We start from the raw sequence: 20,104 nt of genomic DNA on the forward strand, positions 1-20,104 counted from the left end.
TTCATCAATAGGAGGGCTTTATGCTTAAAGCAAAGGTAAAATGGGCAGGTGGGCTGCAGTTTATAGGACAGTCAGGGACAGGTCATGCAATTGTTATGGATGGAAGTCCAGATTACGGTGGTGACAATACAGGAATGCGTCCAATGGAACTTTTGCTTGTTGGACTCGGTGGATGCAGTGGTATGGATATAGCAAGCATTCTTGCAAAGAAAAAGCAGGATGTAAGGGGTATTGAGATAAATGTTCAGGGAAAACAGGCTGAGGAATACCCAAAAAGATTTACTGAAATAGAAATTGAATTTATTGTCAAAGGTAAAAATCTATCAGAGGAGGCTGTAAAAAGAGCTGTTGAGCTAAGTATGGAAAAATACTGCTCAGTTAAGGCAACACTTGAGCATTCTGCAAAGATAATTCATTCATACAAAATTGTAGAAGTTGATTAACTTCTTCCATACTTGTAATAGGCTGCGCAACTTCCTTCAGAGCTTACCATACATGCTCCAACAGGATTCTCTGGTGTGCATATTTTTGCGAATAGAGGACATTCAGGTGGTATCTTGACTCCTCTAAGAACAAGACCACACTGGCATCCCTTTGGTTCTTTTGATTGTATTGGAGGTATGTCAAAAACTTTTTCAACATCGTAGGATGAGTATTCTTCTCTGAGCTTAAGACCGCTTTTAGGAATTACTCCAATACCTCGCCAATTACTGTCAACTGGTTTAAAGTATTTGTATAGAAATTCAACTGCCTTAGGATTACCTTCCTCTTTTACAGCATCTTTGTATTGAATTTCAATCTTTGGTTCATTATTAATAATTTGGTTAAGAAGCATAAGTATTGCCTGCAAAATATCATCTGCATCAAATCCTGTGATAACACAGGCTTTTTTATATTTTGATGAAATAAACTCATAAGGTTTAGTCCCAATTATTGTGCTAACATGACCTGGAAGAATAAATCCGTCAAGCTTTAATTCTTCAGTATTCACTAAAACTTCCAATGCAGGTGGAACCAGTTTATGAACTGAATAAATATAAAAGTTTTCAATTTTTTTATCTTCTGCAACAGCAATTGTTGCTGCTATGAGAGGAGCAGTTGTTTCAAATCCAACTGCAAAAAATACTACTTTTTTATTTTTATTTTCATGAGCTATTTTTAATGCATCAAGAGGAGAGTAAACCATTTTTATATTAGCTCCTTCTGCCTTTGCCTTATAAAGAGAGCCGTCACTTCCAGGAACTCTCATCATGTCTCCAAAAGTTGTAAGAATTACATCAGGCTGTTTTGCAATGTAGAGCATTCTGTCAATGTCTTCTATTGGAGTAACACACACAGGGCATCCAGGTCCGCTAAGCAGTCTTATGTTGGATGGTATGAGACTTCTTATGCCATGTCTGAAGATGGATACTGTATGGGTTCCGCAAACCTCCATAAGATTTACTTGTTTTTCAATTTTTTTTGAGAGTTTTTCAATAGCTTCAATGAATTCTTTCAATTTATTCCTCCTCTTTCAAATATCTTATTGGTTAAATTTTTAACTGCTTCAATACCCTGAGATTCAAATATTTTTAAAATTTGCTCATAATTATTTTTCCATTTATTTAGCTCTCTAATCCTTACTTCTTCGATTGCATCCCAGTCATCGGCTATTAATGCCTTTTCTATTTGCAATAAAGCAGGTTTTAAGATTTTTTTCTGATATGCTCCCTGAAATATAATGTAAAGAGCAAGAAACTCCTTGTCTTTTTCTATAAACGCTTTATGAAGAGGTCCTTTTTCAGAGAAATCAGCAACAAAATCTTTAATTCCTCTTAAAATATGCTCTGTTTTTGAGTTATTACATTCTTTTATCATTTCGTTCCATTTAGGTATACTTACCTGCTGTTCTGCTATCTCATGGTAAAGAACAATTTTTGAGTATTTATCAATAATCTCTTTAAACTCTCTAAAGGGATTCTGCCACTCAGAGGGATTGCCAAATTTTTTTAAAATATACTCATAGAGACCCTTTTTCCCAATCCAGCTATGTAGTTCCTCCCATATTCTGTATTTTATATCTGTTAATCTTATATAGACTTTTTTTTCAATACTCATTCCTGGGGATGAAAAAATATCTCTTACAACTTCTTTATCAACAAAGTAAACATCATATCCTTCAATTTTCTCAACGTTATGAATTAAACCAACAAAAAAGCTCGGTTTCATAAATAATGCAAAACCAGCTCCATATACAAAACCATCGTTTACAATAGCATTGTTTATGTTGTCAATATCAAAGGGTGAATAAGATTTTCCATTAATTCTAATTGGTATCAATTTAGCATCTTCTAGCTCTTTCCAGGTTTCTTCTTTTTTTTCAATCCACGGAAATATATCTTCGTTGTTGATTTTGTCCCATGGTTCAAGGTCTTTTTCGATTTTAAAAAGTTGTCTGAGGCGAAGAAGCAAGGTACAGATGGAAAAATATCCCCAATAATTAGCGTCTGATACATTACAATTATAGCGTACAGTATTAAAAAAATCTGGATCTAACATAGCGTTATCACTCTACATCAGCAATTTTTCTTGAATTAACAATCTACAGTATTTTAACATACAACTATGGTGAAAATTTTAGAAAAGATTTTTGGAACAAAGAATGAGAGAGAACTTAAACGATATTTTAAAATTGTTGAAGAAATCAATGCCCTTGAACCCGAAATTTCCTCTCTTTCTGATGATGCCTTAAAAGCAAAAACTGAAGAATTTAAAGAAAGACTTGCTAAAGGACAAACTCTTGATGAGCTTCTGACAGAAGCTTTTGCAGTTGTCCGTGAAGTCGCTAAGAGAACTCTTGGAATGCGACATTTTGATGTTCAGCTCGTTGGTGGAATAGTTTTACACGAAGGTAAAATTGCGGAAATGAAAACTGGTGAAGGTAAAACTCTCGTTGCAACTCTTGCTGCATACTTAAACGCTTTGGAAGACAAAGGTGTTCATGTAGTAACAGTCAATGATTATCTTGCCCGAAGAGATGTTCAATGGATGGGACCAATTTACAATTTTCTCGGGCTAAGTGTTGGAGTGATTCAGCCTGATGCTTCTTTTGTTTATGACCCAAAATATCGTGTTCCTGACAAACGTTTTGACAGACTTCGTCCCTGCACCAAAAGAGAGGCGTATCTTGCTGATATAACCTATGGAACAAACAATGAATTTGGCTTTGATTATCTAAGAGATAACATGAGATACAGCCTTGATGAACTATGCCAGAGAGAACTGAATTATGCAATAGTTGATGAAGTTGACAGCATTCTCATAGATGAAGCAAGAACTCCGCTTATTATTTCAGGTCCTTCAGAGGAATCAACTGATATTTATTATGCTGTAAACAGAATCATTAAGTATTTAAAACCTGATGAAGACTTTAAACTTGATGAAAAGCTTAAAACAGTAGTATTAACTGAGCAGGGTTCTCGTAAGGCAGAAAAACTATTGGGTATAGACAATCTATATGACCCTTCAAATATTGAGATAGTCCACCACATAAATCAGGCAATAAGAGCCCATTACTTCTTTAAGAAAGATGTCGATTATGTTGTAAAGGATGGAAAAGTCATCATTGTTGACGAATTTACAGGAAGACTTCTTCCAGGAAGGCGCTGGTCTGACGGACTTCATCAGGCTATTGAAGCAAAGGAAGGATTAAAAATAGAGGCGGAAAATCAAACACTTGCAACCATAACCTTTCAGAATTACTTTAGAATGTATAAAAAACTTGCTGGAATGACTGGAACAGCAGATACTGAGGCGGCTGAGTTTGCGGAGATTTACAATCTTGAGGTTGTTGTGATTCCTACCCATAAGCCAATGATAAGACAGGATTATCCAGATGCAGTATATAAAACTGAAAAAGCTAAATATGAAGCAGTTGTTAGAGAGATTGAGGAGTGTTATAGAGTTGGAAGACCGGTACTCGTTGGAACGACATCAATCGAAAAGTCTGAACTCTTAAGTAAAATGCTTAAGAAAAAGGGCATTCCTCACTATGTCTTGAATGCTAAGTATCATGATAAAGAAGCTGAGATTGTTGCTCAGGCAGGAAGAATTGGTGCTGTCACAATTGCTACAAACATGGCTGGAAGAGGAACAGACATTCTTCTTGGTGGAAATCCTGAATTCTTAGCAAGGGAAATGCTTGCCGGAAAAGATTACACCGAAGAAGATTACAAAGAGGCTTTAGAAAAGGCAAAAGAAATCTGCAAACAGGAACATGAAAAAGTTGTCTCTCTTGGCGGACTTCACATAATTGGTACAGAAAGGCATGAATCCCGAAGAATTGACAACCAGCTCAGGGGTAGGGCAGGAAGACAGGGTGATCCGGGTTCTTCTCGTTTTTATCTTTCCCTTGAAGATGAATTATTGAGACTTTTCGGTGGAGAGAGACTTCAGAGTCTCATGCGATTTTTGAAAATCGAAGATGACACTCCAATTGAAAATAAAATGGTCTCAAAGGCAATTGAAAATGCTCAAAAAAGAGTTGAAGCTCATAACTTTGATATAAGAAAACATTTGCTTAAGTATGACGATGTGATGAATAGTCAGAGAAAGGAAATCTACGCATTTCGCAGAGAAGTTTTAGAGAGTGATTCTTTAAAAGATAAAGTTTTTGAACTTCTTGAGATAGAAATTGATGAAATGGTTGATTTTTATTTAGCTCAGGAAGATGAAGGTATTGAAAAACTGAGAGATCAAATCAATGCGAGATTTGATGTAGATGTTGATTTGAGCAATAAATCAAAAGATGAAATAAAACAGCACATACTGGAAAAACTCAAAGAAGCCTATGAACAGAAAGAGGCAAAAATTGGAACTCAATTAATGCGAGATGTGGAAAAGATGATTTTTCTGCATGTCATAGATACGAAGTGGAAAGACCATTTATTGGCAATAGACCATATTAAAGAAGGAATTGGACTAAGAGGATATGCCCAGAGAGACCCACTTGTTGAATATAAAAAGGAGGCTTTTGAACTTTTTGAGGAGATGTCAAAAAATATTATTTCCGATATTTTAACGAGACTATTCAAGATTCAAATTAGAGAAGAGTCTCAGGTCAGGATGCCAAAAAGTCATAGAATTCAAAAAAGAAGTGACGGAAGCGACAGACCGGTTGAAAAGCCCAAGAAAATAGGTCGCAATGATCCATGCCCCTGTGGAAGTGGTAAAAAGTATAAAAAATGCTGTGGTAAAAATGTCTGAAATTAAAAAAAGTTGAAGATTTTTTAAAAAATGATAATCCAGTAATTGCAGAAAGTTATATGAGAAGAGCCTTATCTCTCATTAATTTCAACTGGTTTGTCTCTTTCAGAATCAACAATACAGAGGAAACCAAAAGGTTCCCGAAACGGATTAAATAGCTGATGAATTTCGTTCGGTGCTATGTATAGTATATCAAGATATTTTAAAATATGGTTTTTCTTTCCAAGACGTACTTTCCCTTTTCCTTTTAAACATATAACAACATGCGAGTGTTGGTGATACTCAAGAGAGGAGCATCCACCTGGTGCAATTTCAAAGTATCTTACTTCAAATTTTGCATCATCTGTTTTAATAAGAGGGAATCTTTCAATTGAATGCCAGTTGCCTTCTTTCGTTTTGTAGGGAACACTTTTTATGTTTTGCCATCTTTTGTTTCTAAAACGGATAATTTTACTTTTTTTTAATTTAACAGCTCTGTCTATCTCGCAAAAAAAATTTTCTTGTTTTTTCTTTGAATTCATGTTATATAATTATAACTCATCAGAGATTTTTTATTTTACATGCAGCAGGAGGGGGAAAATGAACAAATTATTTAATCTGTTTAACTCGTTGTCACTTGGTAAGAAAGTTTTTGTTTTAGCGATATTATCAATTTTAATCGTCTATTCTGTAGTTGCTCTGGTTATTTACTACCAGACAAAATCAAAGATTGAGACTTACAACATTGAAGCATTAAAAAGAGAAGTTTCTCTTATTAAAGAACAGATTTCATGCTTTGACGAATCTGCTAAAGACTCTGCTGAAAAGTTTATGAAAATATTTCAAAGTATGGTAAAAGGTATTAAACCAGACAACGATGTATGCGACCGATTCACTTCAATGACAGGTGGTTCTGTAGCAACTATATTTGAGAGAAAGGGAGATGACTTTTTAAGAATTGCCACATCTTTGAAAAAAGAAGATGGCACAAGGGCAGTGGGAACTACTCTTGACAGAAACCATCCTGCCTATCAACTTTTACTTAAAGGTGAAACCTATATTGGTAAAGCAACTCTCTTTGGTAAAGATTATGTGACAAAGTATGTTCCTGTAAAAGACAGTTCAGGCAATGTAGTTGGTGTGTATTTCATAGGTTTTGACATAACAAAGACAATGAAACATCTTAAAGATTTTATTCGTTCCATTAAAGTTGGAAAGACTGGTTATATGTATGTCATTGACAGCAAAGGCACTTTGATAGTGCATCCTGCTTTAGAAGGCAAAAACATCATAGATTCAAAAGATGCAAAAGGAAGAGAATTTATAAAAGAGATCGTTACTAAAAAAGAAGGCATAATTGTTTATCCCTGGAAAAATCCAGGAGAAACTTCAGTAAGAGACAAAGTGGTTGCCTATGTTCATTATCCATCATGGGACTGGATAATCGCATCTGGAAGTTATATAGAAGACATTGCCTCAGAAGTGGCGGTAGTAAGAAATGTTATGTGGCTCATGAATATATTGGGTGCCATAGCGGTTTCTTTGCTTATTCTTTTCGTAACGCAGAGAGCCTTGAGACCAATTCCTGATATGGCAAACAAACTTGAAGAAGTGGCAAAAGGCGATTTCAGCCGTGTAGGCTTTGGTAAAGGTTATAGAAACAGAAAAGACGAAATTGGTCTCATTGCAAGGTCTGTTATAAAAGTGGAAGAATTTACTCAAAATCTGGTGAAACAGATAAAAAATTCAACTACAATGGTAAATAGTGTTGTCGAGGCTTTGGAACAAAATGTTGAACATGTCAAAGCAAAGGTTAATGAGCAGACTTCACAGGCACACCAGATAGCAACTGCTGCAGAAGAGATGAGTCAGACGATAACTGACATTGCAAAAAATGCTGCATCTGCATCTGACATTGCCACAGAGAGTATGAATGTAGCGAAGGAAGGACAAACTCTGGCTGAAAACTCAATGAAAACAGTTCAGTCTGCAAATCGTTCAACAGTAGAACTTAAAAAGACAATAGATGCACTAAACAGCAGAGTAGAGGAAATAGGAGACATTGTAACTGTTATCAAAGACATTGCAGACCAGACAAATCTTTTAGCACTTAATGCAGCAATTGAGGCAGCCAGGGCAGGAGAACAAGGTAGAGGGTTTGCAGTTGTAGCAGATGAAGTAAGAAAACTTGCTGAGAGAACAATCAGGGCAACAGATGAAATTGCAGAAAAAATAAATGCAGTTCAGACTGAATCAAGAGAGAGCATTAAGAGCATGGACGCAACTGCCAAAGAGGTAGCTGAAGCACTTAAATCATTGAATGAAGTGAAGAAATCCTTAAACAAGATCGCTGACTATTCTATGAAAGTAAAAGACCAGATAACACAGATTGCAACTGCAACTGAGGAGCAGTCCTCAGCAAGTGATGAAGTAGCTCGTGCTGCAGAGCGTTCAAGTGCTCTTGCACAGGAAGTTAAAAATACTACAGAAGTAGTTATACAAGAGGTTGAAAACTTAAATGATGTGATAAAGAAACTTACTGATGCAATTAAGGGCGTAAAAGTTTAGTGAAAGTAGCAAAACTTTACAGATTTGGCGATATAAAAATTGAAGAAATTCCCTTACCAGAGCCTTCACCCAAAGAAGCTCTGGTAAGGGTAAAAGCCTGCGGAATATGCTCTGGTGATGTAATGCCATGGTATATTGAAAAAAAAGCACCTCTTGTTTTAGGTCACGAAATTTCAGGAGAAATTGTAAAAATTGGAGATGAAATTAGAGCAAAAGTTTCTTTAAATGAAGGAGACAGAGTTGCGATTCATCATCACGCACCATGTATGAGTTGTTTTTACTGCAGAAGAGGTGATTTTGTTCAATGTGATACATGGAAAAAATCAAAGATTATTCCAGGAGGACTATCTGAATATATAGTTGTTCCAGAAGTCAATTTAAAAAATGACACTCTAAAGCTTCCAGATTCAGTTTCCTTTGAGCAGGGAGCGCTTGTTGAACCAGTTGCGTGTGTTGTTAAATCTTTAAAAAGAGCAAACATAAAAAAGGGTGATACAGTATTGGTTATTGGACTTGGTGTAATGGGACAAATACATATAATGCTTGCGAAGGATTTTGGTGCTCAGATGATTATTGGTGCAGATATGGTGCCATTCAGGCTGGACAAAGCACTGGAGGCTGGTGCAGATTATGTAGTTGATGTTTCAAGGGAAGATATTTTTGAAAAATTGAGTGATTTGACAGATGGATTAATGGCTCAGGCAGTTATAGTTGGACCTGGAAATGTTGATGTAATTGCAAATTCTACGAAACTTGTTTCCCGTGGAGGAACTCTTTTGATATTCACTCCAACACCTCCAGAACAGAGACTTTGTTTTTCAGTAAACGATATTTATTTTAATGATATTACAATTACAACAAGTTACTCCTGCGGACCTGATGATACAAAAGAAGCATTGAGATTTATAGAGAATGGTGTTGTGAATTCGGATTTACTTATTACCCATAGATTTCCATTAGAAAAAGTTAAGGAAGCCTATGAAATTACAGCAATGGCAAAGAATTCTTTAAAATGCATGATACTGTTTGATAACTGAATCGAAAATATTAAATTAGTAGTATATTGCATTGGTATATTTGACTTTTTCACAGAAAATGTATTATTTTAAATAATCTTCAGTTGAGAAAAGGGCAGGTAGCTCAGTCGGTAGAGCAGGGGCCTGAAAAGCCCCGTGTCGGCGGTTCGATTCCGTCCCTGCCCACTTTAAATCAAATGATATTTGACAAAAATTAACCTAAAAGTGTAAATTAATAAAGTTATTTTGGGCCGCTAGCTCAGCAGGCAGAGCACCGCCCTTTTAAGGCGGGTGTCGTTGGTTCGAATCCAACGCGGCTCATAAGTTTGTCCCCATCGTCTAGCCAGGCCTAGGACATCGCCCTTTCAAGGCGGTAACAGGGGTTCAAATCCCCTTGGGGACGTATAAGAGCCGCAGTTAAAACTGCGGCTCTTATTTTATTGGAACAAAGCCAGATTTCTTAGATTTACACACAGGACAGCGATATTCTTCTGGGACTTCTTCAAATGATGTGTTTGGTTTTACGTTATTTTTCTCACAGCCTTTTGAAGGATCATAAATATATCCACAGTGACAACACCTATACTGCATAAATTTTTCTTTTTTGTCTTCATTCATTTTAATCTCCTTTAAGATACTTTCTGCATAGTTCCTTTCTGCCCACATTTTGGACATTTCTGAGGTTTGCATTTTCCTTCTTTTGTAGCTCCGCAATTACTGCATTTAAAAATTGCCATTTTTTACCTCCTCTGTTTAGTTTTATTTTATTTTAAATAAAAATATTTATAAATGCAAGCTTTTTAGTTAGTTAGAATGTGCGTTATAATATTTAAATAAATTCTTTAGGAGGTTAATGAATGCATATAGCCATAATTGGTACAGGATATGTCGGACTTGTAACTGGTGCTTGTTTTGCAGAGTTTGGAGTTTTTGTTACCTGTGTAGATAAAGATGAAGATAAGATTGAAAAACTGAAAAAAGGAATAATTCCCTTTTATGAGCCAGGACTTGATGAGATTGTAAAGAGAAACTTGAAGGAAAATAGATTAAAGTTTACCACTCGTATCGATGAAGCAGTGAATGAATCTCTTGTTATATTTATCGCCGTAGGAACACCTCCAAGAGGAGATGGTTCTGCAAATCTTGAGTATGTGGAAGAGGTAGCTAAAGAGATTGCAAAAAATATGAATAGTTACAAGGTCATTGTAACAAAAAGCACAGTGCCTGTTGGAACAGGATTTAAAATAAAAGAAATTATCAAAAAAAATCTTGAAAAACCTGTTAATTTTGATATTGTTTCAAATCCTGAATTTTTAAGAGAAGGCTCTGCTGTTGAAGATTTTATGCGTCCAAACAGGGTAGTAATAGGCGCAGAAAGTGATCAAGCAGTTGCAATAATGAAAGATCTTTATAGACCTTTATATTTAATTGAAACTCCCTTTGTAATTACCAATATAGCGACCGCTGAACTAATAAAATATGCTACCAATAGTTTTCTTGCTACCAAAATTTCATTTATCAATGAAATCTCAGCACTTTGTGAGTTAGTAGGTGCAGATGTTAATACTGTAGCAAAAGCCATGGGACTTGATGGAAGAATTGGGCCAAAATTTCTTCATGCAGGGATAGGTTTTGGCGGTTCCTGTTTACCAAAAGATACAATGGCACTTTTAAAAATTGCTGAAGAAAAAGGAATAAGGCTTCGCATTGTTAAAGCTGCAGTTGAAGTAAATCAATGGCAGAGAGAGAGATTAATTTCAAAAATAATAGAGGCTTTTAATAGTAATATTGAAGGAAAAGTTATTGGAATTCTCGGTTTATCATTTAAACCAAACACTGATGATATAAGAGAAGCTCCAGCATTATCTATAATTCAAAGTTTACTTAATAAAAAAGCAATGATTAAGGTTTATGATCCACAGGCTATGGAGAATACTAAGAAAGTTTTTCCAAATATAATCTATTGCTCCGATGCTTACTCAGTAGCAGAGGGAGCTGATGCGTTGGTTGTTGTTACTGAGTGGAACCAATTTAGAAATCTTGATCTGGAAAAAGTTAAAAAAATCATGAGAGGTAGTTTATTTTTTGATTTTAGAAATATCTATGACCCTTTAAAAGTAAGACAATTAGGATTTGAATATTTCAGTGTGGGAAGACCTTGAACAAAATTTTTCCATAATTGCTTGAAAACAAGGATGATTTCTTATGAGATCATATGTTTTGGATGTTTTAAGATATTTCCAGTTATTGTAGCCTTTTTCAATTGCCTGAAGTAGCCATTTACAGGCTTCTTCAGGCATTCCTTTTATAGCAAAAAGTTCTGCCATACTGTTTAATGCATAGATGTTGTTAGGATTAAGTTCAATTGATTTACTAATATCTCTCTCAGCTTCTTCTAATTTACCCATTAGTAGATATGTGAATCCTCTGTTGTTGTATGGCATTCCATTGTTTGGTTTTAACTCAATAGCCTTATTATAATCTGCAATTGCTAACTCGTATAGACCCAAAACTGAATAAACAATTCCACGATTATTATAAGCAAGAAAGTAATCTGGTTTAAGCTCAATAGCCTTTGTGTAATCTGCTATTGCAAGATGATAAAGTTTTTTTCGGTAATATGCATTTCCTCTTTCTTTATAAGCCTGATAGTTATCAGGCTCTTTTTTTATAATTTTTGTATACTTTGCAATTGCAATATCGTGCTTTTTTCTTTTTATAAATTTTAAATTTTTATTTGCCTGTGGCATATTTAAATTTTATTTTGTTTTGTTGTTTTATTTCAACACTTATATCAACCAATCCATACAGTTTTATTAAAATCAAACATTCCCTCGACAAAATGATTTGTGGTGCCTCTGAATCCAACTTTGAGTCTATCTTCAAGGTTATAATACTTAAGGCATGTTCCGCATGTAAATATCTCTGTTCCCATTTCTTCAATCTTTTTTAGAAGCTGAATAAACTCTTCATCTACAGTAGAAAGCTTAACAGCTGTATTCATTAAAAAAATCATCTGGGGAAGTTGCTTTGTTGCTATCATTGTTTCAAAGTAGGCTTTCATAAGAATTCTACCAAGTTTCTCATCTTTACCAATTACATCTGATGTAATGATAACAAGTAAATCTTTTTTAGCAGGTTTTTCTTTATGCGAAGTAATCTGACATGTATACCCTTTAACTATTTTAACTTTCCAGTAATCTTCCTCTTTTTCAACTTCATAATAATAACCAAATCGAGTAGCATATTTCTTTAAATTTTCCATAGAACCTTCATTATCAACAACTATTGTTACCACTCCCTCTTGCATTTTTGATAATGCCTCTTCCGCAAGGATAATTGGCTTAGGACATGCTAATCCTCTCGCATCTATCTCCATAACTCCCTCCGATTTTTTATTTATTTTACTCAATTTTATGGGAAGTTATAAATATGTTAGGATAAAATAATGGAAAGATTAATTCTGGCAATTACAGGAGCTTCAGGCATAATTTATGGAATAAGACTTCTTGATGAACTTTCTAAAAATTTTGAAGTTTCTGTAATTTTATCTAAAAATGCAATTCAGGTGATTAAGCATGAAATAGGGATAGAAAGCCTACATGAGTTTAAACAGAGATTTAATAAACCAAATATAAAGATTTATTCTGAAAATGATATTGATGCTTCAGTAGCAAGCGGCTCTTATAAAACCAGAGGGATGTTCATTGTTCCCTGTTCAATGAAGACTCTATCTTCAATTGCCAGTGGTTATGCCGATAATTTAATTACAAGAGCTGCTGATGTGACGATTAAGGAAGGAAGAAAACTCATTATTTCTCCAAGAGAAATGCCTCTTAGTTCAATTCATCTTGAAAATATGCTAAAACTTGCTAAAATTGGAGTCATCATAGCACCACCAGTGCCTGCTTTTTATCACAAACCCAATACAATTGATGATATTGTTAATTTTATAGTTGGTAAGCTTCTTGATAGCATGGGGATAGAAAATCAACTTTACAGGAGATGGAATGGACAGTAAAATTGGAGTATTACTGCTTAACATGGGAGGACCTGACAGTCTCTCAGCAATTAAACCCTTTCTTTATAATCTTTTTAGCGATCCTTACATAGTAAACTTTGGATTTATGCAAAAACCTCTTGCATGGCTTATTTCTAATTTAAGGTCAGGTAAGATTAAAAAAGCATATGAAAAAATTGGTGGTAAATCTCCTTTAAAGGAAATTACAGAGGCACAGGCAAGAGCTCTTGAAGAAGCATTGGGGGATAATTTTAAAGTTTTAGTTGGGATGCGATACTGGCACCCTTTTATTGAGGAAGCTCTACAAGATTTTTTAAAATTAAAAATAAAAAAAGTTGTTGCTATTTCGCTTTATCCTCAATTTTGTAGGGCTACTACTCTTTCAGTATGTGAGAAATTTAAAGAATTGGCAGATGGATACTTTGACTTTAAAATTATAAAATCATGGTGCGACTATCCTCTATTTATTGAAGCATGGGTTGAGAACATTGAAAGATCATTAAAAAAACTTGGAAATGACTGTTTTTTACTTTTCAGTGCCCATGGAATTCCTATTTCACTTCATAAAAAGGGTGATCCCTATATCTCTGAAGTAGAGAGAACCGTAAAAGCTATTACCAATAGGATGAACCTAAAGCAATTTAAAATATGTTATCAAAGTAGAACTGGACCTGTTAAGTGGGTAGAACCCTCAACTGACGAAGTTATAAAAGATCTAAGCAAAGAGGGAATTAAAAAAATTTTAATCATACCTGTGAGCTTTGTATCTGATCATATAGAGACTCTTTATGAGATTGACTTTGTTTACAAAAAAATGGCAGAGGAATCAGGGGTAAAACTTTACAGGGTTGACTCCTTAAACACCTCATCAAAGTTTATTGAAGCTCTCAAAAATCTTGTATTAGAATCTTTAGAAGGAGGAAGTTAAAAATGCTTTATGGTGAAAAAGCTATAGAAGAGGCAAAACTTGAAGCATGGGACAATCCATATCCTGATAGAGATTACAGAATTGAGATCAGCTTTCCTGAGTTTACATGTTTATGCCCAAGATCTGGATATCCTGATTTTGCAACAATTAAGATAAGCTACATTCCTGATAAAAAAATTGTTGAGCTTAAATCATTAAAACTTTACCTTAATTCTTACAGAGATAAATACATTTCTCACGAAGCGGTAACGAATAAAATATATGATGATCTTCACAATCTTCTTAAACCAAGATTTCTTGAAGTGATTGGAGACTTTAATCCAAGAGGAAATGTAAAAACCATTATAAAAGTGTCCTCATAGAACAATCATTGTGTTATAATATTTTTAGCGCCCATAGCTCAGTAGGATAGAGCGGCGGACTACGAATCCGTAGGTCGGGGGTTCAAATCCTCCTGGGCGCATTGATAAGATTAAAAGAGTTAAACCTGTGAAAATAGGAATAATTGGCGGTAGTGGACTTAGTGAATCAGATATAAAAAAAGAGGTTATCACTATAAACACTCCCTATGGTGAGCCTTCATGTCCCTATGAAATAGAAGAATTTGATGATATAAAAGTTTTATTTCTCAGAAGACACGGACAGAAACACAGCATTCCTCCTCATAGAGTAAATTACAGAGCTAATATCTGGGGATTTAAAACTGTCGGAATAGAGAGGATTTTTGCAGTTTTTGCTACAGGTTCTTTAGATGAATATTTTCCTCCGGGGAGCATAGTTATACCAGATCAGATAATAGATTTCACCCAAGGAATGAGAGCCAATACTTTTTATGAAGAGGGAAAGGTTGTTCATATAGATTTCACAGAACCATTCTGCTCTGAAATGAGACACTATCTACTGGATACAGCCAGAAAATTAGGAATTGATGTAATACCTAGTGCAACATATGTTTGTGTAAATGGTCCCAGACTCGAGACAGCCGCTGAGATAAAATTTTTTAGAAATATTGGAGCTGACATCATTGGCATGACAGCTATGCCCGAAGCTTCTCTGGCAAGAGAAGCTGAAATATGTTATGCAGCAGTTGCTGTTGTTGCAAACTATGCAGCTGGAATATCAAAATTTCCTCTTACAGTTAAAGAGGTTATTGAAACAATGCAGGATACAATTGAGACAGTAGGCTTACTCATAAGAGAGACGATAAAGAGATTACCACAAGAAAGGGGTTGTCTCTGTAAAAATGCTCTTAAGAAAGCTTCTTTTTAGTTTTTTAATTTTGCTTTTTTTTATTAATTCAACATCAGCATATGAAGTTGCCGATTTGGTAGTTGTTATTAAATCAAAGAGAGTCATGTTTCTAATGAATGAAGGTAAAATAATCAAAGCCTATAGAATTGCTCTTGGAAAAAATCCTGTAGGAAAAAAAACAGTTCAGGGAGATGGAAAAACTCCTGAGGGAAGATACTACATAGTTGGCAGAAATCCAAACAGTAGTTTTTATAAAGCACTTAAAATATCTTATCCAAACGAACAGGATGTTGAGTATGCTACAAAAATTGGTTTAAAGCCAGGTAGTGGGATAATGATACATGGCCTTTCAAAAAGGGTGGAGTATCTTGGAAAATATCATGTAATTGATGATTGGACAGAAGGCTGCATTGCTGTAACCAATGAGGAAATGGATGAGATATGGAACTTAGTGCCTGATGGTACTCCAGTGGAGATTCTTCCATGATTAAAATCGATTTAAACGAAGAATTCCTCAGAGCTTTAAACTTAGCTGAAAATACAAATAAAAATTTATTTATAACAGGTAAAGCAGGCACAGGCAAGTCAACATTTTTAAACTATTTTAGAGAAAAAACGAAAAAAGATATTGTAGTTCTTGCACCAACAGGTGTAGCTGCAGTAAATACTAAAGGACAGACAATTCATTCATTTTTTAACTTTAAACCTGATATAACTATAAATAAAATAAGAGAGATAAAACCTAGAAATCCAGCACTTTATAAGAAACTTGACTGCATCATCATTGATGAAATCTCAATGGTAAGAGCTGATCTTCTTGACTGCGTTGATGCTTTTTTAAAAATTCATGGTCCAAAGAAGAAAAAACCCTTTGGTGGTATTCAGGCGATCTTTATAGGTGATCTATATCAACTGCCCCCTGTTGTTACATCAAAAGAAAAAAACATTTTTAGAGATTTTTATAATACACCTTACTTTTTTAGTTCTAATGTTTTTAATGAGATGGAATTTGAATTTATTGAGTTTGAGAAGGTTTACAGACAGTCTGATATTGAATTTCTTGAAATTCTCAACTCAATTAGAAATAACACTGTAAATGACGAAATTATTGAGAAATTAAATAAGAGAGTAAATCCTTATTTTGAGCAAAATGATGAAGATTTTTGTATTTATCTTACAACAACAAATAAAATGGCTGAGAAAATAAATTTTGAAAGACTCTCAAAGATAAAACATAAAGAATTCAAATACTACGGGTTTATTAATGGAGAATTTACTGAACAGGAACTTCCTACATCTCAAGAGCTTGTTCTTAAAGTTGATGCTCAGGTAATGCTTCTTAATAATGATTCAAAAGGAAGATGGATAAATGGTGATATAGGGAGAATAGTCAAGATAGAAACAAGAAAAACAGAGCCAGATATAATACATGTGGAACTTCAGAATGGAGAAGTTGTTGAGGTTACACCATTTACATGGGAGATGTATGAGTTTTATTATGACAAAGACAGGAAGAAGATTTTAACTCAGACAATTGGAGATTTTACTCAATATCCTTTAAAGCTTGCATGGGCTATTACAATTCATAAAAGTCAGGGTTTAACTTTTGATAAATTAATTCTTGACATAGGAAGAGGAACTTTTTCACATGGTCAATTATACGTGGCATTGTCAAGATGTCGAACTCTACAGGGATTAATATTAAAAAAACCTCTTTCAAAGAAACATATACTACTTGATAAAAGAGTTGTTGGATTTCTCACAAAATTTCAATACAGGCATTCAGAAAAAAATCTACCAATTGAGGAAAAAATAAAAATTATAAAAAATGCAATAGAAACCGAGAAAAATCTGGAACTTGTCTACCTGAAATCTACAGATGTAAAATCAAAAAGAGTTGTAAAACCTATCTACATTGGAGAAATTGAGTACGGTAGTCGAACATTTCTTGGATTAAAGGCTTTCTGCATGCTACGAAATGAGGAAAGAAATTTCAATGTCGAAAAAATTATTGAACTGAAGCTCATAGATTAAATTATCTTAAAAGGTCTCTCAGATTTTGAGCATAAGTGCTATTCATAGAAGAAAGTATCGAAACTTCTTTATAAGCTCTTTCTTTGTCATTGATCAGGTAATAAAGAATTCCCCTCAGATAGTGGATATATGCAGAATTTAACCCTGAATTATTTATAACCTTTAATGCACCATTAAAATCTTTTTCAATTATATAGATTCCAACAACTTTTATAACATTTTCTTCAATATTTGATAGCATTTTGAAATATTCCTTTGCTTTTTTGAAGTTTCCAATACGATAATAGAGAACTCCAATTTTTTTTATAATATTATCTTCCTGCTTATTTTTAAGTAAATTTTCATACATTGATAAAGCCATGCTCCAGTTGCCTATTTTTTCATATTTTTCAGCTAAAGCAATATAATCTGTTTCCTGTTTTTTTATCTCTATTTTTTTTGTTTCCAGAGGAAATAAATTTTTAACTTTTGAGTAAATATTTTTTTTATTTTCCATTAGCACCTTTATATCTCTGTCAATCAAAACTTCTTCTGGATTAAAATAAATAGGTTTTCTCTGTAAAAAATCAATCAATAAAAGGGCAATACCCTGTTTTTTATCTATGATAATTGAGTCTTTAACAGGATAAACATGCCCATTATGCACAACAATTAACTGCGACTTAAGAGAAGTAATCCACTTCTTTATTGGCTCAATTTTGCTGACATAAATATCGTCTCTTTGTGTTTCAAGAAGTTTATACCCGTAAAAAGGTTTGTTATTTTCATCGGTAATGAAAACATAGACTGAATCTTCAGCAAATAGGAAAGATGGAATAAATAGCAAAATAATTAAAATTAAACTTCTCATTTAAATATTTTATCACAACAGAGTATATGAAAAGTTTTAAAATTTATTAAATGCATCTTATTACCGAAAAAATAGAGCCTTTAAAAAAAAGAATAAAAATGTTAGAGAAAAAAGGGGAGTTGCCTAAAATAGAGTTGCTACTTAATGAGTTGAAAGAAATTATAATACAGGAAAACATGGAACGAAAACTCTGTGGAATGACTTCAATATGTGTTCAATGTGGTATTGAAGGTAAAAGCTGCTGCGGAAGCAATATAGAGTTTAAATACTCTGATGAACTTCTTTTAATAAATCTTCTTTATGGAGTTGAGATTCCTGAGGAGCCTAAATTTTCTGATATGTGTCTATTTCTTACAGATTCAGGATGTTTACTCTTTGCAAGAGATGCCTTTTGTATAAACTTTATCTGCGACAAAATTAAAGATAAACTCTCACCCGAAAAATTAAAAAAACTCAGAGAATTAGAAGGATTGCATCTTAAACTTCAATTTCAACTTGAACAAAGACTTAAAAGATTTAGTGATGTTTATTATTTATAGAATTACAATAGATTGAGCTTTTTTCGCATTTAATACACTCTACTTGAATAACACTGTGTTTGATCCCCATATTTTCAAGTTCCCTTTCAATCTGTTTTCTTATTGTATCTGCTTCACTTAGAAGTTGATTTTCAACAACTACATGAGCTGAAAAGGCTGGAACACCAAAACCTATTGACCATATATGAATATCATGAATATCAGTAATTCCTTTAATTTTCTTTATTTTTTCTGTTATTTCCTCTATGTCAAATCCTTTAGGAACAAAGTCGAGGAAAATCCATAGAGAATCCTTGATAACTCTTATCCCGCCAACAATAATAATTATTCCCACAAACAAGCTTACTATCGGATCAATTATAAACCATCCTGTAAATTTTATGATTAAACCTGCAACAATTACTCCTGCAGAAGAGATGGTATCTCCAATTACATGAAGCCATGCACTTTTTAAATTCAAATCTTCATGTTTATGACCTAAAATCCAAGCCATAAGTAGATTACCTAAAAAACCAAACACTGCCACAGGAAGCATTATTGCAAAGTCAATTTTTGGTGGATTAATCAGTCTTTGATAACCTTCAAAAAATATTAAACCAGCAATCAAAATAAGACTAAGTCCGTTTATAAATGCTGCAAGAATACCAATTTTATGATATCCATATGTAGCTTTCTTATTTGATGGTTTTCTAACAATAATTGAAGCAATCAGACTAAGAATTAATGCAAAGGAATCGGTAAAAACATGTCCAGCATCACTAAGCAAAGCAAGACTGTTACTTATTAGCCCACCAATTAGTTCAAAAATGAAAATAAAAAAGGTTATTCCTAAGGCAAAAGATAGTTTTTTTGTAGAAGAATGCTGCATTGTTTATTTTATTAAATCCAGAATTTTTTTATGAAGTATCTCACTGGTAGAAACTAAAAGCGTGGTTTTTGTGTCAAAATTAACTGGTAAATTTTCAATAGAATTACCTTCAATATCAGTAACAATTGCACCATATTCCTTTGCAATTAAAATTCCTGCTGAAAAGTCAAAAATTCTAGAAGGAGTTGGAACAATAAATACGCTAAGAGCCCCTGCAGAGAGATAAGCAAGGTCTAAGGCAGTGCTTCCAAAACATCTTACTCTGTTTGCAATTTTAAATACAGGTATAATATTCTTAATGGCTTTATAGGGGCTGGATGCCTCAAAGGCAATAATTATTGGTGATGTAGCATTATTAACCCTAATTCTATCTCCATTAAAAAAAGCCCCATCTTTTCTTATTGCCCAAAATTCATCTCCATTTATGAGATTTATAATATATCCTAATTTAAGGTTATTTAAAGTATTCCCGTCAGCTATTGCAATTGATGTGGAAAAAAAAGGAATACCTGATACTGCGTTTTTACTTCCGTCAATTGGATCAACTATAAGGGTGGGATAACTTGAATCTACTAAATTTTCTCCTTTTTCTTCTGAAATTAAATTAACTTTTATATTTTCTTTTTCAAATGCTTCAATTATTCTGTCTTCAACTAATTTATCAATAGGAAATGTAGTATCTCCTGAGGCTCCTCTGCCTAATGAAGTTCTGTTGAACTGTGGCTTAACCAGTGATATTTCTTTAAATATTTTTTGACCAATATTTCTTAAAAAATTTATCTCCATAAACTTTTATTATAACTTAA

Annotated in this window: 22 protein-coding genes and 4 tRNA genes; 16 read left to right on the forward strand and 10 right to left on the reverse strand. The window is 33.7% G+C overall.

Features of this window, described 5'->3' with window-relative positions; genetic code table 11:
• The first annotated feature begins 20 nt into the window (after positions 1–20).
• Complete coding sequence (locus TAGGR_RS00830) at positions 21–443, forward strand: OsmC family protein (protein WP_059175488.1); 423 nt, start codon at positions 21–23, stop codon at positions 441–443.
• Here TAGGR_RS00830 and hypD read toward each other — a convergent pair.
• Entirely contained in the window at positions 440–1,498 is a 1,059-nt protein-coding gene (hypD, locus tag TAGGR_RS00835; protein WP_059175489.1) for a hydrogenase formation protein HypD, read from the reverse strand. The genes TAGGR_RS00830 and hypD overlap by 4 nt on opposite strands.
• Positions 1,495–2,538 (reverse strand): Sfum_1244 family protein, encoded by a 1,044-nt coding sequence (locus TAGGR_RS00840; RefSeq protein ID WP_153000402.1) that lies wholly within the window; start codon positions 2,536–2,538, stop codon positions 1,495–1,497. Before TAGGR_RS00840 ends, hypD begins: the two co-directional genes overlap by 4 nt.
• A gap of 66 nt (positions 2,539–2,604) precedes the next feature.
• Between TAGGR_RS00840 and secA the strand changes: the two genes are divergently transcribed.
• Positions 2,605–5,244, forward strand: a complete 2,640-nt coding sequence (secA, locus tag TAGGR_RS00845) for a preprotein translocase subunit SecA (protein ID WP_059175491.1) — start codon at positions 2,605–2,607, stop codon at positions 5,242–5,244.
• 71 nt (positions 5,245–5,315) lie between these two features.
• Here the strand turns inward: secA and TAGGR_RS00850 are convergent, their stop codons facing one another.
• A complete protein-coding gene (locus TAGGR_RS00850) occupies positions 5,316–5,765 on the reverse strand; it encodes a cupin domain-containing protein (RefSeq protein ID WP_059175492.1) in 450 nt (149 codons plus the stop codon).
• A 58-nt stretch (positions 5,766–5,823) separates the two neighbouring features.
• On the opposite strand from TAGGR_RS00850, the gene TAGGR_RS00855 reads away from it, so the two are divergent.
• The 5 genes from TAGGR_RS00855 to TAGGR_RS00875 all read left to right on the forward strand — a co-directional run bounded on the left by TAGGR_RS00855 (position 5,824) and on the right by TAGGR_RS00875 (position 9,210).
• A complete protein-coding gene (locus TAGGR_RS00855) occupies positions 5,824–7,791 on the forward strand; it encodes a methyl-accepting chemotaxis protein (RefSeq protein ID WP_059175493.1) in 1,968 nt (655 codons plus the stop codon).
• Positions 7,791–8,828 carry a zinc-dependent dehydrogenase gene (locus TAGGR_RS00860; protein WP_059175494.1) on the forward strand — a complete coding sequence of 346 codons (1,038 nt, stop codon included), beginning with the start codon at positions 7,791–7,793 and terminating at the stop codon, positions 8,826–8,828. Before TAGGR_RS00855 ends, TAGGR_RS00860 begins: the two co-directional genes overlap by 1 nt.
• Before the next feature lie 92 nt (positions 8,829–8,920).
• Positions 8,921–8,993 (forward strand) — tRNA-Phe (locus tag TAGGR_RS00865).
• A 62-nt stretch (positions 8,994–9,055) separates the two neighbouring features.
• A tRNA-Lys gene (locus tag TAGGR_RS00870) sits at positions 9,056–9,128 on the forward strand.
• Between the two features lie 7 nt (positions 9,129–9,135).
• Positions 9,136–9,210, forward strand: a tRNA-Glu gene (locus TAGGR_RS00875).
• A 29-nt stretch (positions 9,211–9,239) separates the two neighbouring features.
• Here TAGGR_RS00875 and TAGGR_RS00880 read toward each other — a convergent pair.
• The gene (locus TAGGR_RS00880) at positions 9,240–9,425 is read right to left on the reverse strand and encodes a rubredoxin (RefSeq protein ID WP_201783808.1); all 186 of its coding nucleotides are present in this window, start codon (positions 9,423–9,425) and stop codon (positions 9,240–9,242) included.
• Positions 9,426–9,436: 11 nt separating this feature from the next.
• Positions 9,437–9,544 (reverse strand): RCKP-type rubredoxin-like domain-containing protein, encoded by a 108-nt coding sequence (locus TAGGR_RS11100; RefSeq protein WP_059175495.1) that lies wholly within the window; start codon positions 9,542–9,544, stop codon positions 9,437–9,439.
• A 120-nt stretch (positions 9,545–9,664) separates the two neighbouring features.
• On the opposite strand from TAGGR_RS11100, the gene TAGGR_RS00890 reads away from it, so the two are divergent.
• Entirely contained in the window at positions 9,665–10,969 is a 1,305-nt protein-coding gene (locus TAGGR_RS00890) for a UDP-glucose dehydrogenase family protein (RefSeq protein WP_059175496.1), read from the forward strand.
• On the opposite strand, the gene TAGGR_RS00895 is transcribed toward TAGGR_RS00890, so the two are convergent.
• Both TAGGR_RS00895 and yedF read right to left on the reverse strand, forming a co-directional pair.
• Entirely contained in the window at positions 10,934–11,557 is a 624-nt protein-coding gene (locus TAGGR_RS00895; protein ID WP_059175497.1) for a tetratricopeptide repeat protein, read from the reverse strand. The two genes, TAGGR_RS00890 and TAGGR_RS00895, sit on opposite strands and share 36 nt — an antisense overlap.
• A gap of 44 nt (positions 11,558–11,601) precedes the next feature.
• Positions 11,602–12,186 carry a sulfurtransferase-like selenium metabolism protein YedF gene (yedF, locus tag TAGGR_RS00900; protein ID WP_059175498.1) on the reverse strand — a complete coding sequence of 195 codons (585 nt, stop codon included), beginning with the start codon at positions 12,184–12,186 and terminating at the stop codon, positions 11,602–11,604.
• 69 nt (positions 12,187–12,255) lie between these two features.
• Here yedF and TAGGR_RS00905 point away from each other — a divergent pair, with 69 nt between their 5' ends.
• The 7 genes from TAGGR_RS00905 to TAGGR_RS10975 all read left to right on the forward strand — a co-directional run bounded on the left by TAGGR_RS00905 (position 12,256) and on the right by TAGGR_RS10975 (position 17,041).
• Positions 12,256–12,828, forward strand: a complete 573-nt coding sequence (locus TAGGR_RS00905; protein WP_059175499.1) for a UbiX family flavin prenyltransferase — start codon at positions 12,256–12,258, stop codon at positions 12,826–12,828.
• Positions 12,818–13,756, forward strand: a complete 939-nt coding sequence (gene hemH / locus TAGGR_RS00910; RefSeq protein WP_059175500.1) for a ferrochelatase — start codon at positions 12,818–12,820, stop codon at positions 13,754–13,756. The genes TAGGR_RS00905 and hemH overlap by 11 nt, the downstream gene beginning before the upstream one ends.
• 2 nt (positions 13,757–13,758) lie before the next feature.
• Positions 13,759–14,118 (forward strand): preQ(1) synthase, encoded by a 360-nt coding sequence (queF, locus tag TAGGR_RS00915; RefSeq protein WP_059175501.1) that lies wholly within the window; start codon positions 13,759–13,761, stop codon positions 14,116–14,118.
• A gap of 27 nt (positions 14,119–14,145) precedes the next feature.
• A tRNA-Arg gene (locus TAGGR_RS00920) sits at positions 14,146–14,219 on the forward strand.
• Between the two features lie 26 nt (positions 14,220–14,245).
• Positions 14,246–15,025, forward strand: a complete 780-nt coding sequence (gene mtnP / locus TAGGR_RS00925; RefSeq protein ID WP_059175502.1) for an S-methyl-5'-thioadenosine phosphorylase — start codon at positions 14,246–14,248, stop codon at positions 15,023–15,025.
• On the forward strand, positions 15,000–15,494 hold the full coding sequence (locus tag TAGGR_RS00930; protein ID WP_059175503.1) for a L,D-transpeptidase family protein: 495 nt from the start codon (positions 15,000–15,002) through the stop codon (positions 15,492–15,494). Before mtnP ends, TAGGR_RS00930 begins: the two co-directional genes overlap by 26 nt.
• On the forward strand, positions 15,491–17,041 hold the full coding sequence (locus TAGGR_RS10975) for an AAA family ATPase (protein WP_059175504.1): 1,551 nt from the start codon (positions 15,491–15,493) through the stop codon (positions 17,039–17,041). Before TAGGR_RS00930 ends, TAGGR_RS10975 begins: the two co-directional genes overlap by 4 nt.
• Position 17,042: 1 nt before the next feature.
• Here the strand turns inward: TAGGR_RS10975 and TAGGR_RS00940 are convergent, their stop codons facing one another.
• Positions 17,043–17,891 (reverse strand): tetratricopeptide repeat protein, encoded by an 849-nt coding sequence (locus tag TAGGR_RS00940; protein WP_059175505.1) that lies wholly within the window; start codon positions 17,889–17,891, stop codon positions 17,043–17,045.
• A gap of 98 nt (positions 17,892–17,989) precedes the next feature.
• On the opposite strand from TAGGR_RS00940, the gene TAGGR_RS00945 reads away from it, so the two are divergent.
• Entirely contained in the window at positions 17,990–18,430 is a 441-nt protein-coding gene (locus tag TAGGR_RS00945) for a hypothetical protein (protein WP_153000404.1), read from the forward strand.
• Here TAGGR_RS00945 and TAGGR_RS00950 read toward each other — a convergent pair.
• The gene (locus TAGGR_RS00950; RefSeq protein WP_059175507.1) at positions 18,408–19,298 is read right to left on the reverse strand and encodes a cation diffusion facilitator family transporter; all 891 of its coding nucleotides are present in this window, start codon (positions 19,296–19,298) and stop codon (positions 18,408–18,410) included. The two genes, TAGGR_RS00945 and TAGGR_RS00950, sit on opposite strands and share 23 nt — an antisense overlap.
• A 3-nt stretch (positions 19,299–19,301) precedes the next feature.
• A complete protein-coding gene (locus tag TAGGR_RS00955) occupies positions 19,302–20,084 on the reverse strand; it encodes an inositol monophosphatase family protein (RefSeq protein ID WP_059175508.1) in 783 nt (260 codons plus the stop codon).
• Between the last annotated feature and the right edge of the window lie 20 nt (positions 20,085–20,104).

The organism is Thermodesulfovibrio aggregans (genome assembly GCF_001514535.1).
Classification (GTDB): domain Bacteria; phylum Nitrospirota; class Thermodesulfovibrionia; order Thermodesulfovibrionales; family Thermodesulfovibrionaceae; genus Thermodesulfovibrio; species Thermodesulfovibrio aggregans.